The organism is Streptomyces sp. NPDC050121 (genome assembly GCF_044460385.1).
Taxonomy (GTDB): domain Bacteria; phylum Actinomycetota; class Actinomycetes; order Streptomycetales; family Streptomycetaceae; genus Streptomyces; species Streptomyces soliscabiei.
Map to the genome: position 1 here is coordinate 234,375 of NZ_JBITJV010000014.1, position 19,067 is coordinate 253,441.

Annotated in this window: 15 protein-coding genes and 2 pseudogenes; 9 read left to right on the top strand and 8 right to left on the bottom strand. The window is 69.6% G+C overall.

The window, feature by feature from the left end; all coding sequences use genetic code 11:
* Positions 1 to 2 precede the first annotated feature (2 nt).
* From ACIBTS_RS22975 to ACIBTS_RS22985, 3 genes are all read right to left on the bottom strand, one after another.
* Positions 3 to 281 (bottom strand): 2-oxo acid dehydrogenase subunit E2, encoded by a 279-nt coding sequence (locus ACIBTS_RS22975; RefSeq protein WP_399321692.1) that lies wholly within the window; start codon positions 279 to 281, stop codon positions 3 to 5.
* A 662-nt stretch (positions 282 to 943) separates the two neighbouring features.
* Entirely contained in the window at positions 944 to 2,419 is a 1,476-nt protein-coding gene (locus ACIBTS_RS22980) for an AAA family ATPase (protein ID WP_399321741.1), read from the bottom strand.
* A 100-nt stretch (positions 2,420 to 2,519) separates the two neighbouring features.
* Positions 2,520 to 3,395, bottom strand: coding sequence for a universal stress protein (locus ACIBTS_RS22985; RefSeq protein WP_399321694.1), 876 nt, complete (start codon positions 3,393 to 3,395; stop codon positions 2,520 to 2,522).
* Positions 3,396 to 3,626: 231 nt separating this feature from the next.
* Here ACIBTS_RS22985 and ACIBTS_RS22990 point away from each other — a divergent pair, with 231 nt between their 5' ends.
* From ACIBTS_RS22990 to ACIBTS_RS23000, 3 genes are all read left to right on the top strand, one after another.
* A complete protein-coding gene (locus ACIBTS_RS22990; RefSeq protein ID WP_399321696.1) occupies positions 3,627 to 4,445 on the top strand; it encodes a universal stress protein in 819 nt (272 codons plus the stop codon).
* Positions 4,446 to 4,581: 136 nt separating this feature from the next.
* The gene (locus ACIBTS_RS22995; protein ID WP_399321698.1) at positions 4,582 to 5,199 is read left to right on the top strand and encodes a hypothetical protein; all 618 of its coding nucleotides are present in this window, start codon (positions 4,582 to 4,584) and stop codon (positions 5,197 to 5,199) included.
* Between the two features lie 235 nt (positions 5,200 to 5,434).
* Positions 5,435 to 6,349, top strand: coding sequence for a pyridoxamine 5'-phosphate oxidase family protein (locus ACIBTS_RS23000; RefSeq protein WP_399321700.1), 915 nt, complete (start codon positions 5,435 to 5,437; stop codon positions 6,347 to 6,349).
* A gap of 319 nt (positions 6,350 to 6,668) precedes the next feature.
* On the opposite strand, the gene ACIBTS_RS23005 is transcribed toward ACIBTS_RS23000, so the two are convergent.
* Both ACIBTS_RS23005 and ACIBTS_RS23010 read right to left on the bottom strand, forming a co-directional pair.
* On the bottom strand, positions 6,669 to 7,346 hold the full coding sequence (locus ACIBTS_RS23005) for a CBS domain-containing protein (RefSeq protein WP_399321702.1): 678 nt from the start codon (positions 7,344 to 7,346) through the stop codon (positions 6,669 to 6,671).
* Between the two features lie 24 nt (positions 7,347 to 7,370).
* Complete coding sequence (locus ACIBTS_RS23010) at positions 7,371 to 7,772, bottom strand: Crp/Fnr family transcriptional regulator (RefSeq protein WP_399321743.1); 402 nt, start codon at positions 7,770 to 7,772, stop codon at positions 7,371 to 7,373.
* Positions 7,773 to 8,147: 375 nt separating this feature from the next.
* On the opposite strand from ACIBTS_RS23010, the gene ACIBTS_RS23015 reads away from it, so the two are divergent.
* The 4 genes and pseudogenes from ACIBTS_RS23015 to ACIBTS_RS23030 all read left to right on the top strand — a co-directional run.
* Positions 8,148 to 9,023 carry a universal stress protein gene (locus ACIBTS_RS23015; RefSeq protein WP_399321704.1) on the top strand — a complete coding sequence of 292 codons (876 nt, stop codon included), beginning with the start codon at positions 8,148 to 8,150 and terminating at the stop codon, positions 9,021 to 9,023.
* A gap of 44 nt (positions 9,024 to 9,067) precedes the next feature.
* Complete coding sequence (locus tag ACIBTS_RS23020) at positions 9,068 to 11,527, top strand: glycoside hydrolase family 65 protein (RefSeq protein ID WP_399321706.1); 2,460 nt, start codon at positions 9,068 to 9,070, stop codon at positions 11,525 to 11,527.
* A 50-nt stretch (positions 11,528 to 11,577) separates the two neighbouring features.
* Positions 11,578 to 12,456 (top strand): potassium channel family protein, encoded by an 879-nt coding sequence (locus ACIBTS_RS23025; protein WP_399321708.1) that lies wholly within the window; start codon positions 11,578 to 11,580, stop codon positions 12,454 to 12,456.
* 413 nt (positions 12,457 to 12,869) lie between these two features.
* Positions 12,870 to 13,152: pseudogene (locus ACIBTS_RS23030) on the top strand (MFS transporter); the annotation flags it as partial.
* 123 nt (positions 13,153 to 13,275) lie between these two features.
* Here the strand turns inward: ACIBTS_RS23030 and ACIBTS_RS23035 are convergent.
* From ACIBTS_RS23035 to ACIBTS_RS23045, 3 genes are all read right to left on the bottom strand, one after another.
* Positions 13,276 to 13,539: a hypothetical protein gene (locus tag ACIBTS_RS23035; RefSeq protein ID WP_399321710.1), complete on the bottom strand. Its 264-nt coding sequence runs from the start codon at positions 13,537 to 13,539 to the stop codon at positions 13,276 to 13,278.
* An 88-nt stretch (positions 13,540 to 13,627) separates the two neighbouring features.
* Positions 13,628 to 15,685: an RICIN domain-containing protein gene (locus ACIBTS_RS23040; RefSeq protein ID WP_399321712.1), complete on the bottom strand. Its 2,058-nt coding sequence runs from the start codon at positions 15,683 to 15,685 to the stop codon at positions 13,628 to 13,630.
* Between the two features lie 214 nt (positions 15,686 to 15,899).
* Positions 15,900 to 16,964, bottom strand: coding sequence for a LacI family DNA-binding transcriptional regulator (locus tag ACIBTS_RS23045; protein ID WP_399321714.1), 1,065 nt, complete (start codon positions 16,962 to 16,964; stop codon positions 15,900 to 15,902).
* Between the two features lie 497 nt (positions 16,965 to 17,461).
* Here ACIBTS_RS23045 and ACIBTS_RS23050 point away from each other — a divergent pair, with 497 nt between their 5' ends.
* Entirely contained in the window at positions 17,462 to 18,772 is a 1,311-nt protein-coding gene (locus ACIBTS_RS23050) for an ABC transporter substrate-binding protein (RefSeq protein ID WP_399321716.1), read from the top strand.
* A 38-nt stretch (positions 18,773 to 18,810) separates the two neighbouring features.
* Positions 18,811 to 19,067: pseudogene (locus ACIBTS_RS23055) on the top strand (sugar ABC transporter permease); the annotation flags it as partial.

Consider the following 19,067-nt stretch of genomic DNA (forward strand, 5'->3'; position numbering starts at 1 on the left):
GTTCACAGCTGCTCCGGGTTCTGCAGGAGTCGGGTGACGGCCGTGAGGTGGCGGGCGCCGACGGCGCCGTCCGTCGCACCGTGGTCGGCGGAGAGGGGCGCCGTGACCACGGGCCGCACGCCGAACAGGCCGTCGACGGTCCACGGCCGGTCGACGTGTTCCAGCCCGGGAACGGACGCGCGGCGCTCGGCGACCGTGGGCCGGCAGAGCTCCTCCCGGCACTGCCCCTGATCTCCAGAGTCCCCGAGCCGGGCCGTGACTGCACTTCGGCCGCGGGACACGGCCCGACGGAACGGGCGGGGGCATTCTCCTGTGCCTCCGGTCGAGAGCGAAGGTGTGGCGGACCGGCCGGCAGCCGCCGGGGCGGCTTGCTCGCCGAGCGGGAGAGGAACCACAGCCGGCCTGTAGGCGCCACCGTCTGCTCCGGCCTCGTGTGATGTGAGGCAAGGCCCTCGGCCGGTCCGGGCTCTGCGATCACGTCGTCGCGGCGCAGGCCGGGCTCAACGGCATAGCGGATCGAGCCCGGCACGCTGAGCAGGGACAGAACCCGCCACAGGGAACGCGCGTAGTGCTCGGCGCGCTGCGGGCCGTCCCACTCGTACACGCCGCGGTAGCGTTCGCGCTCGTCGTGGGCCAGCCACAGTTTCGGGGTGAAGCCGGGGAAGCCGACGAACAGTTGGGGTGTTGCGCGGAGGTGCCGTCGGCGAAGTGGAGCCGCGTCCCCAGCCGTTCCTTCGCCAGGTGGATCCGGTGCCCCACGAGCAGCGAGAAGGTGGCGAGGAAGCATGTGGCCACGGCACGCCACTCCTCGCCAGGGACAAGCGGTCCCCGTTCATGCAGGGCGGCCCCGGTAGGGCGCGGACAGGTGCGGGCACCGTGCCTGTTTGCGCCGCCACTGACGTGAGGCTCCCGAACGGCCCCGCCCCACAGGTTGAAGGTCAACCTAGTCCGGCTCCATGTAGGGGCGGCGGAAGATCGGGGCCTGACTGTCGGCGTGCGGGCGGATGGCTTCCAACGCCTGGGCGACGGCCGCCTGAAAGGAGCCGCTCGTGTCGATCCCGACGGCATCCGGCCACGGGGGTTCCGTGACAGCCATGGCGGTGGCCACATCGCGGTCGGCGTCGGACACACCGGGCGCTCGGGTGGCCAGGCGGGCGGCCGTCATCTCGCTCGGGACGTGGCAGTGCAGGGCCACCAGGTCGGCGTGCGTGCGCTCGGCCATGCGCAGGGCGGCTTCCCGTTGCTGCGCGTCGTGCCACGTGGCGTCCAGGACCACGGATTCGCCGCGGGACAGCAGACTCGCCGCGCGGTCGAGCAGAGCCGCGTACGTCTTGTCGGTCCACTCGGGTGAGTAGATGCCCTCGCCGTAGGCGGCGGCTGCCGACTGCTCGGCCGGGATGCCCGCCAGTTCCTTGCGGAGGCGGTCGCTGCTGAGCAGCGTGACGCCGAGGCGGTCGGCGAGCGCTCCGGAGAGCGTCGACTTGCCGCTGCCCGGGAGGCCGCCGACGAGGGTCAGGCCGACGGCGGAGGCGCGCAGGTGCTGCAGGGCGGCGGTGACCAACCGGCGAACGGCGGCCTCCGCTCCCGGCGTGCCCTGGCGTGCCTGAATCAAGGAGACCTTGGCACGGACGAACGCGCGGTAGGCGACGTAGTGGTGGCGCAGGGACGGCGGCGCCGGGTCGCCGGAGTACTCGCCGTACTCGGCGAGGAAGAACGCCGCGGCCTGCGGGGCGCCGAGTTGTTCCAGGTCCATGGCCAGGAAGGCGGCGTCGTCGAGGCCGTCGACGTAACGAAGAGCGTCGTCGAACTCCAGGCAGTCCAGGACGCGCGGGCCGTCGTCGAGGCAGAAGATGTCCTCGGCGAGCAGGTCCCCGTGACCGTCGACCACCCGCCGCTGCTCGATCCGCATGTCGAACAGGTGCTCTCGGCCCGCGAGATATCGGCGCACGAGGCGTACGGTCTCCGGCACGCCGTCGGGTGCGGTGCCGTCGTCGGACAGTGCGCGGACCTGGGCGAAGCTCGCCTCCCAGCGCGAGGCCAGCGCGTCGCGGGTACCTTGCTCGTTCACTTCCGGGCCGCGAGGGGCGCTCGCGTGGTGGGCGGCGAGCAGTCGGGCGATCGCCCGCAGGGCGTCGTCGACGTCGACGCCCTGCCGTACGAGCCGGGCGAGACGGCGTTCGGTGGGCATGCGGCGCATCACGACGACGGGTTCGGGCACGTCCGCGTCCGGGCTGTGGAACTCGCCGACGCCGAGGTAGACGTCGGGGGCGAAGCGACGGTTGAGAGCGACCTCCTGCTCACACGCCGCCCGCCGCGCGGCCACCGTCGTGTAGTCGAGGAACGTCAGGTCGACCGGCTTCTTCACCTTGTAGGCGCGGTCCCCGACGAAGAGCACCACCGCGGTGTGAGTCTCATGCACCTCGGCGCGCGGGAGCGACGGAGCACCGGCGGCGGCATCGGGCCCGGGTGCGAACCCGTCGGCTCGCACCGCCGCCTGCGACTCCCCGTAACGGCTCGGCTCAGTCATGAGGGATGACGGCGACCGGGCAGCGCGCGTGGTGGACGGCGGCCTGGGCCACGGGCCCGAGACGTGGTGTCACGGGCGGATGGTGCCTGCGCCGGCCGACAACCAGGAAGTCGGTGCTCTCGCAGGCCCCTACAACGGCCCTGGCAGGGCTGTCGAGGCGGACGGTCTCGGCCACGACCACGCCAGGGAACTTCTCATGCCAGGGGCGGAGCGCCTGGTCCAGCCCCTTCCGCGCGTCCTGCCGGACCTCGTGGGTCACGGTGTGGTCCACCCCCCAAGGGGCGTACGCATGGAGCGGCACGCTGCGGCCGTGGACAGCGCGCAGGGGCACGCCCCGCGCCGCGGCAGCGGTGAAGGCGTAGTCGAGCAGGTCGTCGCACGGAGCGTTCAACTTCAGGGCCACCACCACGGCACCGGGCGACCCCGATTCGGGCGGGTGTCCTTCTTCCCGCCGTTCGGCGCGCACCAGTACGACGGGCCGTTCGGCGTGGGCCACGACGTGCATGCTGATGTCTCCGAGGAAGTAGCTCTCCACGGGAGTGAGGCCCCGTGAGCCGAGGACCAGCATCTCGGACTCCGACGCTGCTTGGAGCAGTGCGTTCTGGGCGTCGTCGGCGACCAGGTTGCCCACGACGGCGAGGCCCGGGTGGCGGGCCTGGAGTTCCACCTGGGCGTTGTGCATGAGCCGCTTCGCCCAGTAGTTCTGGTCGACTTCCGCGGGGATGCGCGTCGGTTCCGGCACCAGCAGGGGCCAGGCGTGGAGCAGGCGCAGGGTGAGCTTGCGCCGCTCGGCTTCGTCGGCGGCCCAGTGGGCGGCGGCGAGGCTCTCGGGTGAGCCGTCGAGGCCCACGGTGAGGACTCGTTCCATGGCGACTGCCTCCGTATCGGTGGAAGCTGGAATAAACGGTAAGCGTGGTCACCGTCCGGCGCCTGCTGTGGCCGCTGCTCGTCGATGGTCGTACAGGTCGGCCGTGGGGCCGCGCACCGCCACGGCGCTTCTACACCGAGGACTACCCCAGATCTCCTCGCGGCGCATGTGCTCCCCCGGCGAGGCGGCGTTTGCCGGGGCGTGAGGTCGAACAAGGAGGAGGTGGCTGCGGTGGTGGTTCCCCTGGTGGTCGGCGTCGACGGATCCGAGAGGAGCCTGGAGGCGGTGGACTGGGCAGCGGACGAGGCACTTCGGCACGACGTGCCCCTCCATGTCCTGCACGCGGCCGTGACGGATCACGAGGTGCCCGATCTGACCGCCGTCGCCTCGGAGCGAGCCAGGAAGCGTGCACCGGCTGTGCGGCTCTCAAGTGAGGTGGTGCATGAGGACGCGGCGTCTGCCCTGGTCGGCGAAGGGCGCAACGCCTTCGCCCTGGTGCTTGGATCCCGGGGGCTGGGGGATCTCTCCGGGCTGCTCCTGGGCTCGGTCAGCCTGGCTGTGGCCGCCCACGCCGACTGCCCGGTCGTCGTGGTACGCGGTGGGGCGGAGCATCGCGACAGCCGGTTCGGGAGCGTCGCCGTCGGGGTCGAGGACGGCGAAGGCAGCGGTACGGCCGTGCAGTTCGCGTTCCGCGACGCCCATGTGCGGCGCTGCCGGCTGGTGGCGGTGCACGCCTGGAGCGTCCCGGTCGGGAACCCCGGGCCGCCGGGCCTGTCCGGATACACCTTCCGAGCCCTCCGGCGCCCGCCGAAGCAAGTACTCGCTGACGCGCTGCGCGACCCCGTGGAGCGGTATCAGGATGTTCCGGTGAGCAGTGAGGCGGTCGAGGGGCCGGCGCGACGGGCGCTGCTGGAAGCCGCAGCCGGCGCTGATCTGCTCGTCGTCGGAGCCCGCAGACGACACGGACACGTCGGTCTGCAGCTGGGTCTGGTCAACCACGCGGTGCTGCATCACGCGCCGTGTCCGATCGCGGTCGTTCCGCAGATATGACAGGGACGGGCGGGGTGGGCCGAATGGTCGGGCGGGAGGGACCTTCGACCCCGTGACCGGCTTCTGCCGCACTTGGAAGGTGGTGAGGAAGGCACCGAGGCGGTGGGGAGGCGCCGGCAACTGCTGGAGGCAGACCATGAGCGCACAGGATTCGCCGCATGCATCCGGTTCGCGCGGGCCGCACCACAAGCAGGACCGGCCCAAGCGCGCCAACCCGCTGAGACGTACGTCCGACCGCGTCGAAGCCTGGTGCTCCGGCTTGCTGCTCCTGGTACTCGCCCTCGGACTGCCGGCGGCTTCGGTGAGCGCGGGTCTGGCTGCCTACGAGTCCACGATGCGCACCGTCCAAGCCCAGTCCGCGGAACGGCACCAGATCACCGCACGAGTGACCTCGGCGTTCGGAGCAGCACCGGGCAGTGCCGCGGACGAGAAGCAGAAGGTGAAGGTCAGCTGGATTGGGCGGGATGGCCGGCGGCAGATCGGAACCACCTATGTACCGCTGGCCACGACCGCGGGCTCGGCCGTGCGGATCTGGGTGGACCGGGCGGAAACCGTTCAGGGCCCGCCGATGTCCGCAGACAACGCCACGGCCACCGGCTGGCTGTCGGGCGGCATGACAGCGGCCGGCGTCTACGCCGCCTTCGTGGTGGGGCGTAAAGGCGTGCGTCTGGCGCTGAACCGCAGAAGGTACGCGCAGTGGGACGCCGAATGGCACCTTGTGGAGCCGCAGTGGTCCGCGAGGTTCCACCGGTGACAGGCCGGGGCCCTGTGGTGGTTCTGAGGAGGTGACGCCGATGTCCGATGCGGTGGCCACTGATCTGTACGAGGTCACCATGGCGATGTCGTACCTGAAGGAGCGGCTGACCGGCCCGGCGGGAGCTGACATCAGCTGAGCCGCTCGCGCGTGGGGTGGGCCTGTCGTCCCATGCGGCGGCGTGTCATGCGTGGCACGTTGGATACAGCACCATTGTGAGGAGAGGGCGGCGATCATGCGAGCTCACCTCGGCGACCGACTCGTCATCGAAAGCCCGACGACCTGGGCCAAGCGCGACGGCGAGATCGTCGGACTTCACCACGAGGACGGAACACCTCCCTACGACGTGCGCTGGTCGGACACCGACGAAGTGACGCTCGTGTTCCCCGGGCCAGACGCACACATCCGCCATGTCGAGCACGAACAGCCTGGGAGCACTCACACGTCTTCCCAGCCCGACACGGGTGCGGCGAAGGCCGTGTCCGCAGCCGCGCCGACAAGGAAGTCCAACCCCGGCGATATCGGTCGGCGCGTGGCCGTCGAGCGTCACAGGCAGAAGCTCAGCCTGGATGAGACAGCCCGCCGTGCCCGCATGTCTCCTCACTACCTGGCGTACCTGGAGGACCATCCCGCCGACCCGACGGTGGCGACCCTGATCAGGCTGGCTGACGCGCTGGGCACCACTGTCACCGCTCTGCGCGGGGCAGGGATCGATTTCCCTCCCGGCCAAGGCCAGGCGCTGTTGCACCCTCAGCTGCGGGATCTCAGTCCGGAGGAATGCCGCGATCTGCTCTCGACGCATGGCGTGGGGCGTGTCGCGGTATCGACGCCGGGCGGGCCGGCCGTGGTTCCGGTCAACTACGAGGTCGTCGACGGCGCGATCGCGTTCCGGACCAAGCCGGACTCGGTCCCGGCGAGGGCTGTGGGATCCGAAGTCGCCTTCGAGGTCGACCATGTGGACGAGGCGATGAGCCAGGGCTGGAGTGTGCTCGTCGTCGGATCCGCGCGGGTGGTCACCGAACCCGACGCGGTGAGGCAGTTGGCCGATCGTGCTCACACCACGCCGTGGCCCGGGGGCGAACGCGAGATGTGGGTCTCGATAGAGCCCACGCGCCTTACGGGACGCCGCATCGGTCCGGCCGATCAGTAAACGACCTTGGGAGCGATTGAGATCGAGGCGTGCCGGCCTCGTGGGTCGGCTGGTGGATGATCAGTGGGCAGACTGCCGGGCGAGCACCAGTTCGGTGCTTGGCCTGCGTCGGGTCGCCCGCCGGGCGGAGCGGTCCGAGACCGGTCCGGCGATCGCAAGGCGGGTACTGGCGAAAAGGTGGTGGTCTTGATGGTGATCATTGCGGAATGAGTCTCGGCGAGCTGGTGCCGGCCCGCACGACCGCCCGCTGGTCGCCACCAGGCGAACCCCGGGCCAAGACGCCCCGCCTTCAATTGGAGGGGCAGCGGCGGCTCCCGGCTTACCGCGCGCCCGCCGGTCGGCCCGGAGCGGTGGATTCGCCGGTGAGAAGGGGCTCGACGTCCACGACGCCTTCCACGGCGCGTACGAGGCGCACCGCGACGGAGATGAGGGAGGTGTCGTGGATGTGTCCGCGGAGGGTGACGACTCCCTCGTGCACGTTCACGTGGATGGCGTGGCTGAAGGCCGGGAAGAGGTAGGACACCACGGTGCGACGGACCTCCTCCTCGATGTCGTCGTCCGACCGCAGGAAGACCTTGAGCAGATCGGCGCGGCTGACGATGCCCTGGAGCATGCCGATGTCGTCGACCACGGGCAGCCGCTTGACCTTCCGGACGGCCATGATCCTGGCGGCCTGGGCCAAAGTTGCGTCAGGGTGCACGGTGACGGCGGGAGTGCTCATGAGCTCCCCGGCCGTCGTCGCCCCGGCCTTGGCGACATCGGCCAGGCGCTGTCGCTGCTCGTGAAGGCTCTGCTCGACTTCGCGGAATTCCTCCTTGGGCAGCAGGTCGGCCTCGGAGACGACGCCGATGACGCGCCCCTCGCCCTCCAGGACCGGCATGGCACTGACCTTCCACTGCTCCATGGTCTGGACGATCTCCTTGAAGGGCGCGTTGCGTCCGACGGCCACGACCGTCTGAGTCATCACATCGCTCACGATGTGCGGAGTTTCGGGCATGACACACCACCTCATCTCGCTTGGTCAGGGCACCTCGCCGGCGCCGTGGGGCCCGTACAGGTCGAGCAGCCGCACGCGCGCGGACCTGAGCCGGCGCGCGAGCACCCTGGAGACATAGGTGCACATCTCGTGGTCCAGCCCCGGGTCCTTCGCGCACAACTCACGGACCGCCGCCGCGTCGAACTCGTACGCACGCACCGGGCTGGCGGCCTCGGCCCCCAGATGCCACTGATGGGGAGGGACCAGCCAGGACCAGCCGAGGAGCTTTCCGGGGCCGAGGGACTCGACGACCGCCGCCTGCCGGCCGGGCACGTGGAGGTCGAGAGCGACCGTGCCCGTGTGGATGATCCAGAAGCGGTCGGCCTTTCCGCCCTCGTTGAAGATGCGCTCGCCGGTCGCGAACGACACCTCACGTGCGAGCGGCATGAGCTGCTCGCGGTGCTCCTTGGTCAGGGCGCCGAATACGCCGGTCCTCGCAACCACTGTGGCCTTCCCTTCTCCATGGCCTCGAAAGCGGAGGGCGTGCTTCGTGACCGGTCACGGACGTCTCACCGTGCGGGGCCGTGGTCTTCGTCGGCTTGATGGCGCGTGTCGGCGATTGGGCACACCCACCGCTGTCTTCGTCCCTGCGGTATGACTCCACGATGGCCGCAAACCGGCGCGGTGCAACTGGGACGGAGATCTGTGCCCCCGCCGGTCCGCGTGGCACGAAGTCGGTCCTCGTGTCGCGATGGGCCCAGGGCGGTGTCACGGTATTCACAGGAGGTCTCGCGGTTCGCTGGCAGGAAGGCGGTGGGGAGGATGGAGCTCCCGCTGGTCGTGGGTGTCGACGGATCGGATTCCAGCCTGCAGGCCGTGGACTGGGCGGTGGACGAGGCGGCCCGCCACGGACTGCCCTTGCGGATCGTCTACGCCTCCTTGTGGGAGCGGTACGAGGGAGCCCGCCCGTCCTTCAGCGACGGCCGCCCGTCCGAAGAGATCATGGCGGGGCACATCGCCGCGTCCTGCGCGGACCGCGCCCAGCGGCGCAACCCGGAGCTGAAGGTGTCGAGCGAAGTACTGCCTGACGACGCCGTGTCCGTGTTGCTGCACGCCGCCCATGAGTCCTTCGCCCTGGTCACGGGATCCCGTGGCCGCAGTGAGATCGCCGGCATGCTGCTGGGCTCGGTCAGCCTCACGGTGGCCGCCCGCGCCGTCTGCCCGGTCGTCGTGGTCCGTGGCGGGGAGCGGAACCGGCAGAGCTCCCACGGCCGGGTCGTGGTCGGCGTCGGCGACTCCACCGAAAGCTCTGCCGCCGTACGATTCGCCTTCCAAGAAGCCGAGGCGCGCGGCTGCGCACTCCATGCCGTACGGGCCTGGCGCCGCCCCGCCCACGAACACGTGGACCAGCCCTTGGTCGCAGACGATGCCGTCTCGGCCCACGAGGAACGCGCCTCCACTCTCCTCGCCGACGCACTGCGCGACGCCGACCGGGACCACCCCCGGATCGACGTGCATCGCCAGCCGGTCGAGGGCCCCGCTCACAAGGTCCTCCTGGACGCATCGGCCGACGCCGACCTGATCGTCGTCGGTGCACTGCGCAGGCACGGCCACTTCGGTCTCCAGCTCGGCCGGGTCGCCCACGCCCTGCTGCATCATTCCGCATGCCCGGTCGCCGTTGTCCCGCAGCGAACCTGAACCTCCGCAGAGCGTCGTGAAGGGGAGAGGGCGAGGTCGGCCGAATGTCGCAGTGGACCTGGGAGTACGAGGGATACGACCCCACTGTCGAACAGTTGCGCGAAGCGCTGTGCACGCTCGGCAACGGCTACTTCGCCACGCGCGGCGCGGTGCCTGAGTGCAGAGCGGGCCTGACGCACTACCCGGCCACCTACGCGGCCGGGCTCTACAACCGCCTGGAGTCGACCGTGGCGGGACGCCGGGTTGTGAACGAGGACCTGGTGAACCTCCCGAACTGGCTGCTCCTGAGATTCCGCCTCCGCTCCGCCGACGGATCGGCGGGCCCGTGGTTCTCCCCCGACACTCAGCGGGCGACCGACCACCGGCACACCTTGGACCTGCGCCGAGCCACGCTGACGCGCACCTTCCGGTTTCAGGACGACAAGGCGCGTGTGCTGAGCGTGGAGCAGGTCCGTCTGGTGCACATGGCGGACCCTCATCTGGCCGCGCTGCGGACCGTGTTCACGGCCGAGGACTGGTCGGGCGAGATCGAGATCGAGTCCGGTCTCGACGGGGAGGTGATCAACGGCAATGTGCACCGGTACCGCGCCCTCAACAGTCACCATGTCACCCGTGTACGGACCGGGGCCCAGGAGCCCCGGACGGTCTGGCTGAGCTGCCGGACAAGCACCTCGGACATCGGTCTCGCCATGGCCGCCCGGACCGTCGTCGTCGGCCGGTCATCGGTCTCGTCCGAGCTCCGTCCCGCCCGCCACCGCGCCGTCCACCGCCTGGTGGTCCCGATCGCCCCCGGCCGACCCGTCACCGTGGAGAAGACCGTGGCGCTGCACACCTCACGCGACACGGCGATCAGCGACCCGCTTCAGGCAGTGCTCGACCGGGTGTTCACGGCGGGGGACTTCCCGGCCCTGCTGAACTCCCACGTCGCAGCCTGGGAGCGGTTGTGGCGGCGCGCGGACATCCAGGTTCCCGGCCGGGCCGGCCGTGTGCTGCGCTTCCACCTCTTCCACGTCCTGCAGACGCTGTCACCGCACACAGCGGACCTGGACGTGGGTGTCCCGGCCCGGGGGCTGCACGGCGAGGCGTACCGGGGCCATGTCTTCTGGGACGAGCTGTTCGTCCTGCCGTATCTCAACCTGCACTTTCCGGAGGTCTCCCGGGCGCGGCTGAACTACCGCTATCGGCGCCTCCCACGGGCCTGCCGGGACGCCGCCGCGATCGGCCGGGGCGGGGCGATGTACCCGTGGCAGAGCGGCAGCGACGGCCGCGAGGAGACCCAGGAGTGGCATCTCAACCCCTCCTCGGGGCGCTGGCTGCCCGACCACTCCCGGCTCCAGCACCACGTGGGATCGGCCATCGCCTACAACGTGTGGCAGTACTGCGAAGCGACCGGCGACACCGAGTTCCTGCACACCAAGGGCGCGGAGATGCTCCTGCAGATCGCCCGCTTCTGGGCGGACCTCGCGGTCCTCGACCCCGCCACGGACCGTTACCGCATCCGCGGTGTCGTCGGCCCCGACGAGTACCACGACTCCTATCCGGGCGCCGCCCTGCCGGGGCTGGACGACAACGCGTACACCAACGTCATGGCCGCCTGGGTCCTCACCCGCGCCCTGGACCTCCTGCGGCGCCTTCCCGCCTGGCGCCGGGACGAACTGCTCGATCGCATCCGGCTGGACGGCGAGGAACTGGCGAAATGGGAGGAAGTTTCCCGACGGCTGACGGTGCCGTTGCACCAGGGTGTCATCAGCCAGTTCGAGGGCTACGACGACCTCGCCGAGCTGGACTGGGACGCCTACCGGACGCGCTACGACAGCATCCGGCGGCTGGACCGGATCCTGGAGGCGGAGGGCGACACGGTCAACCGCTACAAGGCGTCCAAGCAGGCCGACGTTCTGATGCTCGGCTATCTCTTCTCGCCCGCCGAACTGCGGGACCTGTTCCGGCGTCTCGGGTACTACCTGGACGACGAGGTCTGGCGCAGGACCGTCGACTACTACCTGCGGCGCACCAGCCACGGCTCCACCCTCAGCGGGCTCGTGCACGGCCTGGTCCTCGTCAAGGCGAGACGAGCCGGTGCGTGGCAGTACATCCAGGAGGCTCTGGAGGCGGACATCGCCGACATCCAGGGCGGCACGACCGGCGAAGGCATCCATCTCGGAGCCATGGCCGGAACCCTCGACCTGGTCCAGCGCGGCCTGACGGGACTGGAGACGCGCGAGGACGCCCTGTGGCTGGACCCAGTGCCTCTTCCGGCCCTCTCCGCATACGGATTCTCTTTGCGCTACCGCGGCCACTGGGGCGTCGCCGTACGGCGACGGAGCGACCGGCTGCAGATCGGCATACCCGACTCGGAGGAGACACCGATCCGCGTTGTACTCCCGGACCGGGCCGTCACCATCGCTCCGGGAGAGACCTGCACGCTGGTGCTGCCGGAGAGCCGTCCCGCGCGGACAGGCATGCCGGGCCCCACGTCTGCCGCACGATCCGCGGACAGGCCATAGGCTCCGAAGACGGAGTTCCGCTTCAGGCGACAGGGCTGTGGGAGACGTGGATGAAGTGGTTGGTCTCGCTGGCCGGCGCCGGGCTTGTCATGATCACCCTGCGGGACCTGTTCCACACCCTCTGGCATCCCACCCGCCACGGCGGCCTCAGCCGCCTCGTCATGACGGCGCTGTGGCGGCTGGCCCGGCGCTTCCGCACGCCCAGGCGTGTGGTCGGTCTCGTCGGTCCGCTCGCCATGGTCACGGTGGTGAGCATGTGGGCCGTCACCGTCATCCTCGGCTGGGCCATCGTCTACTGGCCCCACATGCCCGAGGCGTTCACCTTCTCACCCGGTTCCGGGGCGGCACAGGAGCCGGCGCTGCTCGACTCCTTGTACCTGTCGCTCGTCACGGTGGCCACCCTGGGCTTGGGGGACATCGCACCCGCTGAGGGCTGGCTCCGCCTGGTCTCCCCGCTCGAAGCCCTCGTCGGCTTCGCCCTCCTGACGGCCACCGTCTCCTGGGTGCTGGAGATCTACCCGGCGCTGACCCGCAGGAGGGTCCTGGCCATCCGGCTGGCACTGCTGCGCGACGCGGACCCGACGCCGCAGCAGATCGACTGCACGGCGGGAGCGCTGCTGCTGGACAGCCTGGCCACGGAAGTCGTACGCGTCCGTATCGACTTCACCCAGTATGCCGAGGCGTACTACTTCCACGACGGCGAGGACCACTCGTCGCTCGCGGCCATGGTCGGCTATGCCGAAGCCCTCGCCCAACGCGGACAGGCAGCCCAGCGGCCGGAGGTGCGACTGGCCGGCGACCTGCTCGCCGGTGCGATGAAAGACCTCGCCGCCATCCTCGACCAACGTTTTCTCCATACGGGCGGAACGCCGACGGAAGTGTTCGACGCGTACGCCGCCGACCATGGCCGAGGCCGCGCGCAGCCCTGAGCAGCGGTGCACGCTGAGAAGGCGGGGAACCGTCCCTCGGCGAGGTGGGCGGGGCGGGTACATCACGGGAGCGGTCGATGGCGCCCAACGCACAGAGCCGTCCCGAGGCGGCTCCGCCACGGCCGTCAACCGGGGCAGCGGCAGTCGTAGGTCCGCCGCGAAGGCCGACCCGTGCCCGGACCAGAATGTCTGCGGCCAGTTTGTCGAGCATCTCCGTTGCCCGTTCGCGTTTGACTTGGACTCCCTTACCGGCCAGGAGGCGAGAGCGCTCTGGACAGTGATCCACGAGCGTCCCTGCCAGGCTGCTGTTGGTCAGCGACTTCGGCTCGCCCGCGATCTGGCGACGGTCGACGCGATGGCCGGTGCCACAGCGGTGAGACCTGGAGGCTCCCGCTGGAACCTGGGGCTGAACGGGACGGTTCGCCGCCGCCTCCTTCCTGCGTCGCTTCGGCCGTGGCCCGGTCATGCGCGTCAGCGCAGTCGCGGGGGCACTGGGCCTACTCCTCGTGATCGCGTCGTTCAACGCGGTGGTGGCCTGTTTCTCCGTGCTGCTGTGGGGGCTGGGTGCCTCACTCGGCTTTTCTCGCGCGCTCTCCGCCGCGGGGGAGTCGGGCTCGGACGAGACGGCTCGTCGCGACCATCGGTTACGTCGCGTTCCTCGTCGGGCCACCGGTGCTGGGCCTCCTGGGTGAACACGGCACAGGGGCCTGCCCATCGTGGTGGGCAGGTACGGACGGCGATCAGCAGCAGGCAGAGCAGGACCGCCACTTCCCCAGGGCCGAACATACGAATTTCGCTCGGTCGTCGTGGCGAGGGTGGTCAGTGAGAGGGACACAGCCGCGGGGACGGCGGCTCGCAGTGGGGGGTGGCCCACGCGGGCCGATGGGCGGAAGGCCAGGGAAGGGCCGGGAGTCCGAGCGACAGGAGCAGGAACACCGACCAGAGAAATTTGTTGTTGGTGACGGCGATGAGCACGTCAGCGACGGCCAGCACGAGCAGCATTGTGACGCTGGCAACGTGCAGGCAGCTCTGCCGGTGGGTCCGCTTCGCGGTGGTGCCGTCGGTCGCGGGCAGGAGGTTCACGCCTCGGCCGATTGGCCGAGGCGGACGGCAGGCGCGGGGGTCGCCTCGCTGGCGGTCCCCGCGCTTGGTCGTGACCCGGGTGGAGTCGTCAGTTGATACGGACGATTTTCCAGAGCTGGTCGTCGACGCTGACATTGTTCCACTGCACGACGGCTGCGCCGTTGGCGGTGGCGGACTGCGCGACGCCGGCGACGAGGGTGCTGTTCACGTTGCGGAGTTTGTAGTAGCCGCCGCCCGCGTCGGTGAGGGTCCACTTCTGGGAGTCGGCGGTGGAGGGCGTGTTCTGGACGACGGTGGCTCCCGCGGCGGTGGAGCTGTTACGAATGTCCAGATTCAGGTTGCTGTTGACACCCTTGACGGTCCAGGCTCCGCTGCCCGCGGACTGGAACGTGAACAACTGACAGGCGCAGGCGGAGTTCTGCCACTGGTCGACGGCCGTGTTGGTGGCGGTGGAAGCGTTGGGGATGTCGAGGTACTTGCCGCTGTTCTTGTTGACGAGCACGTACTGGCCCGTGCCCAGGGACGGCAGGTCGGTCTGGGTGAGGTTCCAACGCTGGCAGGCGCAGCTGGTGGTGTCCCACTGCCCGGCGGTGGTGCCGACGGTGGTGGAGGCGTTCGGGATCTCCAGGTACTTGCCGGTCAGCCGATTGACGAGGGAGAAGCCGCCGGCGGGGTTCGGGGAGACCGCCCACTCGTGGTCGACGGTGCCGTTGTCGTCCCACTGAAGGATCTTGGCGCCGTTGGCGGTGGACTGGTTCTCCACGCCCAGGACCTTGCCGCTCGCCACGTTGAAGATCTTGAAGTAGCCGGAGGGCTGCTGGACGAACCTCCACTTCTGGTCACCGGCGTTGTCGGCGTTCTGCTGGGTGGCATAGACGCCGTTGGCGGTGGAGCCGCCCGCGATGGTCAGCATCAGGCTGCTGCCCGCGTTGGAGACCGTGTAGGCAGCGCCGTCAGAGATGCCGCCGCCCAGGTCGATCGTGCTGTAGGTGACGGGGTTGGAGAGGTTGCTGCCTCCGCGGCCGCCGCTGAGTATCAGCAGGCTGTGTCCGTCGGAGAGGGGGGTCATGCCGCGGCTGTAGCCGCCGGCCACGTTGGCGTTGATGCGCGTCCAGGTGTTCGCGGCGCCGTTCTGGGTGTTGATGAACAGGTCGTCGGCGCTGTTGGCGCTGACGGCGAGGGTGCCGCCCGGGCCTCCGGTGGGCAGCCAGGTGACGTAGGGAGCGCTCTGGGGTACCACGCCGTCCGTCGTCCGCAGGGGGATGCCGGTGGCGGAGCCGAAGGCCTCGGGGTCGGAGGAGGTCTTGTAGTAGACGGAGAAGTTGCCTTCGGGGGCACCGCCGTACTCGTACGTCATGATGTAGTTGCCGTTGGGCAGCTTCGCGACGGTCGGCATGCCGGGACGGTTGCTGTAGGTGGGCATCGCCACGTCGTCCACGACCGGGCCCCAGGTGCGGGCGTCCGTGGAGACCTGGTGCACGACCTTCTGGCCGTGGGCGGGGTCGCGCTGGTCTGAGTAGTAGACGATCAGCTTGCCGTTGGCGTAGAGGAAGAACGGCTCCCAGACGGGCGTGTTCCCGTTGGTGTCGAAGGCGGCGCCGCCGGTGGCGATGTTGCTGACGAACGTCCAGGTCTGTCCGCCGTCGGTGCTGGCGTAGACATCGATCTTGATGGCCGAGCGGTCTGAGGGAACGGAGGCGCCGGCGGCCAGGATGGTTCCCGCCGGGAAGCCGCCCACCGCCGTGGGCAGTTCGAACAACTCGGGCTCCCAGCGCATGCCCCAGCCGTTCTGCGTGTCGGCGACGTCGGAGATCCTGCTCCAGGAGTTGCCGTTGTCGGTGCTGCGGTAGATCGGGAAGACGGGCGTGCCGGAGGTGTACTGCTCGAACGTGGCCAGCAGGGTGCCGTTGGCGGATCCGTTGTGCTGCAGGCGTACCGCTCGCGGGTACAGCGAACCGGGCGAAGGTGCGCCCGCGGGCGGGGTGTACATCGTCTGCGAGGGACGGGCCAGGGCCTGCGCCCGGTCCGCGGCGGGCAGCAACACCGTCGCCGCGGCGACGACCAGCGCCAGAATCATGAACAGGACGGTGGCGGGGCGGGAACGCTGAGCGGTGCCGGGTCTGACGACCGACAGAACAGGGGACATGGTGCGGCTCCCAGAACAGGGAAGGGATGGTGTGGTTCGGCGCCCGCCGCCCCGGAAAGATCCTGATGGAGGCGGCGAGCCCGCAGGCCGCGGCTGGCGTGCAGAAAGACGTCGGCGGCGCGGCGACGGGGATCGGCCGGCCTCATGGTGAGACGGCCGGCGAGCGGCAAAGCGGTGCCCGGGCGTGCGGGTGTTCTCCCTGCCGGGGTTCCTTTCAGACGGTGCGCTGCACCGTCTTGTCCTGGTGGGACGGCGGCGGCGCGGTCGAGCCGCGGAGGACGAGTTGGACCGGTGGGTCGCTCGCCTGCGGCAGGTCGGTGTCGGGCTTCTCGATCGCGTGCACGAGCAGGCGGATGCCTTCCCGGGCCGCGGCCTCGAAGGGCTGACGCACGGTGGTCAGGGGAGGGGAGACATAGGCGAAGACCGGATTGCCGTCGAAACCGACGACACTGATGTCCTCGGGCACGCGCCGCCCTGCGTCCCGCAGGGCGTGGATGAGGCCGATGGCCATCTCGTCGCCCGCGGCGAAGACCGCGGTCACCGAGGTGTCCGAGGCCAGAGCGTAGCCCGCCGCATATCCGGAGGCGGGCGACCAGTCACCGTTGAGCAGCGGCGGCTCGTGCGCGCCCCGCGCCGCCAGCGCCGCCCGCCATCCCTCTATACGGTCCTTGGTGGCGTACCACCGGCGTGGACCGGCGAGGTGGTGAACAGTCGCATGCCCCAGGTCCAGCAGATGCTCGGTCGCCGCCCGCGCCAAAGCGTGCGCGCCCACGCCCATGGTCACCGTCCGGGCGGCCGAGAACGCCGGCGGCGCACCAAGGAAAAGGACCGGCACGTCGACGCGTACGCCGACGTCTCCTTCCACGATGGGTTCGGAGACGACGACGCCGTCCACTCCTTGCTCCAGCAGCGACTCCACGGCGCCAGCGATGCCCACCGGGTCGCCGTCCGGCGTGTTGACCACACGGAGCGCGTAGCCGGCATCGCGCACGGCCCGCTCGATGTGCACGAGAAGGGAAGCGGTCCCGTACCCGACGGTTCCCAGGGCCACCACGCCGATCGAGCCGGTGCGCCCGGAAGCCAGCGTGCGCGCCGCCTGGTTGAGGCGGTAGCCGAGTTCTTCGGCGGCTGCGAGAACCTTTCGGCGAGCCGCGTCGGAGACATAGGGCTCGTTGTTGAGTACACGTGAGACCGTCTTGCGCGACACCCCTGCCAGGCGGGCCACGTCCGCGCTGCGCGGCGCGGATGAGCTCTCGTACTCGCCCATCGCTGGTGCCATGAAGTCTCCCGAAGGTCACACATCTGCATCGATCCTGGTCAACCGTATGACCACGCGGTCTGACCGCGTGGTCATGTCTACGTAGTCGAGAGCTGTACGTCAAGGGTCCGTGCGGCATCGATTTCGATGGAGGGCGCCGGATCCGGGGGAGTGCCGTCGTCCGGCGCGAGGCGCCGCAACGGCCGGCGCGGCGTCGTTCGCAGGATATATACGCGCTGGTCAAGTCGCATGTGATCAGTTGCTGCCGTGTTCACGGAGCGGGGCCGTCGCCCCCGGCCCGACGGGCAGGCGCCGGACTCCCGGACGTGTGCGGCCGGTCCTGTGTCCGGGATGAAGGGTCTTGACAGCTGCTCCCGGGAGCGTTCAGTCTTCCTCGCAACCGCCGGTCGTATTTGTTCGATCGTGTTGAGTCTGGGTCGCGTTGACGACCACCTCCCAGCCGCACCCCGCGGGTCGACCTGCCGTCTTGGGCTCGGGTCACCCTGTCAGGAGCCGAAATGCACTCTTCCTCCATCGGTCGCCCCATGCCTTCTCCCGGCCGCCGCACCGTCCTGCGCGGCGTCGCCGGCGCTGCGGTCCTGGGGGCCGGCATACCCCTGCTCAGCGCCTGTGGCTCCAGCGGCGCCGCTGCCGACTCGAAGACGGTCACCCTTGGCTCCAACGCCTCCGACGCCGTCCCGAAGAATGCCTTCGCCGAGATCTACGCGGCGTTCAAGAAGCAGTCCGGGATCACGGTCGACGTGAACACCAAGGACCACAACACGTTCCAGGAGCAGATCAACTCCTACCTCCAGGGCACCCCGGACGACGTGTTCAACTGGTTCGCCGGCTACCGCATGCAGTTCTTCGCGGCCAAGAAGCTCGCCACCCCCATCGACGACGTGTGGCAGAAGATCGGGGGCAACTTCCCCGACGCGATGAAGGCGCTCAGCAAGGGCGAGGACGGCAAGTACTACTTCGTGCCGATCTCCACGTCCATCTGGGGGGTCTTCTACCGCAAGAGCGTGTTCCAGCAGCACGGGTACACGGTCCCCACCACCTGGGACCAGCTGGTCGCGCTCTGCAAGCAGATGAAGAAGGACGGGCTCGTCCCGATCGCGTTCGGCGACAAGGACGCCTGGCCCGCGCTCGGCACCTTCGACCAGATCAACTTCCGCACCAACGGCTACGACTTCCACGTGGAGCTGATGGCGGGCAAGGCCTCCTGGACCGACGCCAAGGTCCGCAAGACCTTCGACCACTGGGCCGAGATCCTCCCGTACCACCAGGACGGCGCCGTCGGCCGCACCTGGCAGGACGCCGCCCAGACCCTCGTCTCCAAGAAGGCCGGCATGTACTTGTTTGGCAGCTTCGTGGCACAGCAGTTCACGAACAAGGCCGATCTGGACGACCTCGACTTCTTCGCGTTCCCGGAGATCGACTCCGCATACGGCCAGGACACCGTCGAGGCTCCCACCGACGGCTTCATGCTCTCCAAGGCCCCGAAGAACAAGGCCGGTGCGCTCAAGCTCCTGGAGTACCTGGGCAGCCCGGCAGCCGAACAGATCTACCTGAAGTCCGACCCGAGTCTCGTCGCCGCCTCCTCCATGGCCGACACCTCCTCGTACTCCGCGCTGCAGCAGAAGGCGTACGCGATGATCAGCGGCGCCAAGCACCTGACGCAGTTCATGGACCGCGACAGCCGGCCGGACTTCACCTCCACGGTGATGCAGCCCGCGCTGCAGAAGTTCGTCCGCGACCCCAAGGGCATCGACAGCCTGCTGACGTCGATCGAGCGTCAGAAGAAGACGATCTTCGCCTCCGGCTGAGACCCACCCTCCTTCTGAAGCGGATGAGCACCGACACCATGACCGTGGACACCACGAAGACCCCGGAGGCGGCCGCCGTGCCGCCTCCGGGCACCGCATCCCCCAAGAAGCGGATCCCGCAGGGCCACCGGCGCCTGCTGACCCGCCGCGACCGGCTCACGCTCGGCCTGATGGCCGGCGTGCCGACGATCCTGCACGTAACCCTGGTCTGGGTCACCGCGCTGGCCTCCATCGCCCTGGCCTTCACCACCTGGGACGGCATCGGCTTCGACTCGATCAAGTGGGTCGGGCTGGA

What these genes read in the sequence shown, in the direction of transcription:
- ACIBTS_RS22985 (WP_399321694.1), bottom strand. Translation starts at nt 3,395, where the DNA reads ATGGAACGAGTCCTCACCGTGGGCCTCGACGGCTCACCCGAGAGCCTC.
- ACIBTS_RS22995 (WP_399321698.1), top strand. Translation starts at nt 4,582, where the DNA reads ATGAGCGCACAGGATTCGCCGCATGCATCCGGTTCGCGCGGGCCGCAC.
- ACIBTS_RS23000 (WP_399321700.1), top strand. Translation starts at nt 5,435, where the DNA reads ATGCGAGCTCACCTCGGCGACCGACTCGTCATCGAAAGCCCGACGACC.
- ACIBTS_RS23005 (WP_399321702.1), bottom strand. Translation starts at nt 7,346, where the DNA reads ATGCCCGAAACTCCGCACATCGTGAGCGATGTGATGACTCAGACGGTC.
- ACIBTS_RS23010 (WP_399321743.1), bottom strand. Translation starts at nt 7,772, where the DNA reads ATGCCGCTCGCACGTGAGGTGTCGTTCGCGACCGGCGAGCGCATCTTC.
- ACIBTS_RS23015 (WP_399321704.1), top strand. Translation starts at nt 8,148, where the DNA reads ATGGAGCTCCCGCTGGTCGTGGGTGTCGACGGATCGGATTCCAGCCTG.
- ACIBTS_RS23020 (WP_399321706.1), top strand. Translation starts at nt 9,068, where the DNA reads ATGTCGCAGTGGACCTGGGAGTACGAGGGATACGACCCCACTGTCGAA.
- ACIBTS_RS23025 (WP_399321708.1), top strand. Translation starts at nt 11,578, where the DNA reads ATGAAGTGGTTGGTCTCGCTGGCCGGCGCCGGGCTTGTCATGATCACC.
- ACIBTS_RS23040 (WP_399321712.1), bottom strand. Translation starts at nt 15,685, where the DNA reads ATGTCCCCTGTTCTGTCGGTCGTCAGACCCGGCACCGCTCAGCGTTCC.
- ACIBTS_RS23045 (WP_399321714.1), bottom strand. Translation starts at nt 16,964, where the DNA reads ATGGCACCAGCGATGGGCGAGTACGAGAGCTCATCCGCGCCGCGCAGC.
- ACIBTS_RS23050 (WP_399321716.1), top strand. Translation starts at nt 17,462, where the DNA reads ATGCACTCTTCCTCCATCGGTCGCCCCATGCCTTCTCCCGGCCGCCGC.